3 protein-coding genes and 1 pseudogene are annotated in these 3,952 nt (G+C 74.5%); 2 read left to right on the forward strand and 2 right to left on the reverse strand.

Annotated elements, in window-relative coordinates:
- Both VIM26_RS20490 and VIM26_RS20495 read left to right on the forward strand, forming a co-directional pair.
- Positions 1-569, forward strand: a pseudogene (locus VIM26_RS20490) (biotin-dependent carboxyltransferase family protein); the annotation flags it as partial.
- Between the two features lie 5 nt (positions 570-574).
- Entirely contained in the window at positions 575-2,323 is a 1,749-nt protein-coding gene (locus VIM26_RS20495) for an acetyl/propionyl/methylcrotonyl-CoA carboxylase subunit alpha (protein WP_331954695.1), read from the forward strand.
- Here the strand turns inward: VIM26_RS20495 and VIM26_RS20500 are convergent.
- Both VIM26_RS20500 and bioD read right to left on the reverse strand, forming a co-directional pair.
- The gene (locus VIM26_RS20500) at positions 2,310-3,476 is read right to left on the reverse strand and encodes a cytochrome P450 (RefSeq protein ID WP_331954697.1); all 1,167 of its coding nucleotides are present in this window, start codon (positions 3,474-3,476) and stop codon (positions 2,310-2,312) included. The genes VIM26_RS20495 and VIM26_RS20500 overlap by 14 nt on opposite strands.
- A partial coding sequence (bioD, locus tag VIM26_RS20505) for an ATP-dependent dethiobiotin synthetase BioD (protein WP_331954699.1) occupies positions 3,473-3,952 on the reverse strand: 480 nt, incomplete at its 5' end. The genes VIM26_RS20500 and bioD, both read right to left, overlap by 4 nt.

Here is a 3,952-nt window from a genome sequence, read left to right on the forward strand (position 1 = left end):
GGGTGGACGTCCCGGAGGTGCTGGGCAGCCGCTCGACGGACACGCTGTCGAGTCTCGGCCCGGCGCCGCTGGCTGCCGGCGACGTCGTGGCGGTGCTGCCCGCGCCGGCCACGAGCGTCGTCGTCGTCCAGGGCACGAAGCCCGAGCCGATCCCCGAGGTGACCGAGCTGCCGTTCGTCCCCGGGCCGCGCGCGGACTGGTTCACGCCGCAGACCCTGGACCGGTTCGCCGACCAGGTGTGGACCGTGACCGCGCAGTCCAACCGGATCGGCCTGCGCCTGGACGGTGTCCCGCTGACCCGGTCCCGGACCGGGGAGCTCAAGAGCGAGGGCACGGTCAGCGGCGCGATCCAGGTCCCGCCGTCGGGCCTGCCCGTGCTCTTCCTCGCCGACCACCCGATCACCGGCGGGTACCCCGTGCTCGGGGTCGTGCTGCACGCGGACCTCGACAAGGCCGCCCAGCTGCCCACCGGCGCGAAGATCCGGTTCGTCCCCGCGCCCGACGCGGCGCCCGTCGAAGCTCTTGCCCCCATCTCTGCACAGGCCCCCGGCCCCGCGAAGGAAAGCTGACAGACATGCACAAGGTTCTGATTGCCAACCGGGGTGAGATCGCGGTGCGGATCGCCCGGGCCTGTGACGACCTGGCGCTCGAGTCGGTGGCCGTGTACGCGGACGTCGACGCCGACGCGCTGCACGTGTCGGCCGCGACCGAGGCCTTCGCGCTGGGCGGGAACAGCCCCGCGGACACGTACCTGAACGCGGCCAAGCTGATCGCCATCGCCAAGCTCGCCGGCGCGGACGCGCTGCACCCCGGGTACGGGTTCCTGTCCGAGAACGCCGACTTCGCCGAGGCCGTCCAGGACGCGGGGCTGACCTGGATCGGCCCCAGCCCCGCCGCGATCCGGACCCTGGGCAACAAGGTGTCCGCGCGCGAGCTCGCCGTCAAGGTCGGGGCGCCGCTCGTCGCCGGGTCGGACGGCATCGTGGAGTCCGCGAAGCAGGTGCGGGCCTTCGCCGAGGCGCACGGGATGCCGCTCGCGATCAAGGCGGCCTTCGGGGGTGGCGGGCGTGGCCTGAAGATCGTCCGGGAGCTGGACGCGATCGAGGAGTCCTTCGACTCCGCGGTCCGGGAGTCCATCGCCGCGTTCGGGCGTGGGGAGTGTTTCGTGGAACGGTTCCTGGACAAGCCCCGGCATGTCGAGGCGCAGATCCTGGCCGACTCCCACGGCAACGTCGTCGTGGTCGGCACGCGCGACTGCTCGCTGCAGCGCCGCAACCAGAAGCTCGTCGAGGAGGCCCCCGCGCCGTTCCTCACCGACGCCCAGCGCGAGCAGATCTACGCCTCGGCGAAGGCGATCTGCCGCGAGGCCGGGTACACCGGCGCGGGCACCGTCGAGTACCTGCTCGCACAGGACGGCACGATCTCGTTCCTCGAGGTCAACACCCGCCTGCAGGTCGAGCACCCGATCACCGAGGAGACCTCCGGGGTCGACCTCGTGCAGGCCCAGCTCACCATCGCGGCGGGCGGCTCCGTCCCGGTGACGGCGGACCCGGCGCCCCGCGGGCACTCCTTCGAGTTCCGCATCAACGCCGAGGACGTCGGGCGCGGCTTCCTGCCCTCCCCGGGGACCGTCGCCGCCTTCAACCCGCCGACCGGTCCCGGCATCCGCGTCGACACCGGGGTGCGGTCCGGGGACCACGTGCCCGGACAGTTCGACTCCCTGCTCGCCAAGCTCGTGGTGACCGGCGCCGACCGCCCGCAGGCCCTGCGCCGGGCCCGCCGCGCACTGGCCGAGTTCGAGATCACCGGGCTGGCGACCGTGCTGCCGTTCCACCGCGCCGTGGTGGCGACCCCGGAATTTTCGGCCACCGACCTCTTCGCCGGCCGACTGGGCGTCTACACCGGGTGGATCGAGGCGGAGTTCATGCACCAGCTCGCCGCGGATCCCCAGTTCAGCCACACCGGACCCGAGGCCGCCCGCCGCACGATCACCATCGAGCTCGACGGTCGCCGGGTCGCCCTCGGCCTGCCCGCCGGTCTGCTCGAGGGGCTCGCCCGCGGTGCTGCGGCCGGCGCCGACGTCGGGCCCCAGGACGACCTGCCGCACCCCGCCATGCTGCGGTCCACGATGGGCGGCTCGGTCGTGAAGTGGCTCGCCGAACCGGGTGCCGAGGTCGCCGAGGGTGACCCCGTGCTCGTGGTGGAGGCCATGAAGATGGAGACCACCGTGACGGCCCACCGCGCGGGGACCCTCGGCGCGCACCTGGTCGCCCCCGGCGACACCATCGGGGTCGACACCGAGCTGACGACTATCGGGGACTGACCAGCACCGCCCGCGGCGACTGGAAGGACAGCAGCCGGGTCCAGGCAGGCGCGGCGCCGCTCAGCGCGACCGCCGGCAGCGCCGCCGCGGTCTCCTGCACGACGACGGCGGCCTCGAGCTCGGCGAGCTTCGCGCCGAGGCAGCGGTGGATCCCGGAGCCGAACGCGAGGCTGTACGCGGTGGGCCGGGCGTCGTCGTCGTGGTTACCGGTGAGCTCGAGCAGGATCTCCGCCCCGGCCGGCAGCAGCTCCCCGTCGAGCCACGTCGGGTTCGCGGTCACCCGGCGCCAGGTGGGGACGGACGACTCGCCGGCCAGCACCCCGCGGACGGCCGCGGTCGCTCCGGTGCTGGTGGCGGCCTCGTGCCAGCTCGACGCGGAGGTCCCGTCCAGCAGCCGGTACAGCGTCGTGCCGATGAGCTGGCTGGTCGTCTCCTGGCCGGCGATCAGCAGGAAGTAGCCCATCGAGCAGAGCTCCGGGGTGGACAGGCCGTGCTCGGCGAGGGACCTGAACAGGTTCCGCTCGGGGGCGGCCACGGCGGCGCGGACCAGGTCCCGTAGCCAGCGGTAGAAGTCCCCGGCGCTGCGGGCCAGGTGCAGCTGCCGGTCCTCGTCCGGCCAGCCCCAGAACAGCTCCAGGGAGTCGCGGCTCCAGGCCTTGAGCTGCGGGACGTCACGTGCCGGAAGGCCAAGCATCTCCAGCATCATCATCGCCGGGGGCTCGCCGGCCACGGCCCGGACCAGGTCGACGGTTCCGTTGGTGCGCAGCTCGCCGGCCGCGGCACCGGTCGCCGCCCGCGCCAGCGCCCGGATCCGGGGTTCGATGCCGGCGACGGTCGCCGGGGTGAAGAAGCCCGCCACCACACGGCGGATGCCGGCGTGGGCGGGGGTGGCGTTGCTGGCCAGCACGGGCGGCAGCGCGAACCCCGCCGCGCGCAGCACCCGCAGGCTCGCGCTGCTCAGGGGAGTCACGGCGGTCAGGGCGTTCGCCGGGCTGAAGTCGTCCGGCCGGTGCAGGACCTCGCGGACCGTGGCGGGGTCGCGCAGCACGCGGTACGTCCCGGCGGCGATCGACGGGTTCGGGCTCGCCGTGCCGCTCTCGCCGCTCGTCCTGGTGGCGCCGGGAGTGCCGGTCGCGCCGGCCGTACGGCTCATGCGGGCAGCCCGGAGAGCCACTCGACCGCGCGCCGCCGGAACTCGGCCGGCGCCAGCTGGGCGGCCCGCTCGGGCAGCACCCCGAGCAGCGGGACGCGGCCGCCGGTGAACACGCGCCGGTTGCCGTGCTCCGCCGGCACGGGAGCCTGCGGCCAGGTTCCCAGCACGAGGCCCAGGACCGTCAGGTCGCGCCGGTGCAGTGCCTCCAGGGTCAGCGCGACGTGGTTGAGGGTGCCCAGCCCGGGTCGCGCCACGACCACGCACCCGGTGTCGGGTCCGGTCAGCGCGGCGAGGTCGGCGAGGGTTCCCCCGGCGGCGTCCAGCTCGACCAGCAGCCCGCCCGCCCCCTCGACCAGGACGTGGTCGGCGCCCGCAGCCAGCTCGGCGATCCGGGCCGCGTGCACGCTCAGCGGTGGCAGCTCGGCGCCCTCGAGGCGCGCCGCCTGGACCGGGGCGAGCGGCTCGGCGAGCAGCAC

The sequence above is a fragment of the Pengzhenrongella sp. genome (genome assembly GCF_036565025.1).
Lineage (GTDB): Bacteria > Actinomycetota > Actinomycetes > Actinomycetales > Cellulomonadaceae > Pengzhenrongella.

Excerpts from the sequence above, each read along its gene's own strand:
- VIM26_RS20500 (WP_331954697.1), bottom strand. The coding sequence starts at position 3,476 with ATGAGCCGTACGGCCGGCGCGACCGGCACTCCCGGCGCCACCAGGACG.
- VIM26_RS20495 (WP_331954695.1), top strand. The coding sequence starts at position 575 with ATGCACAAGGTTCTGATTGCCAACCGGGGTGAGATCGCGGTGCGGATC.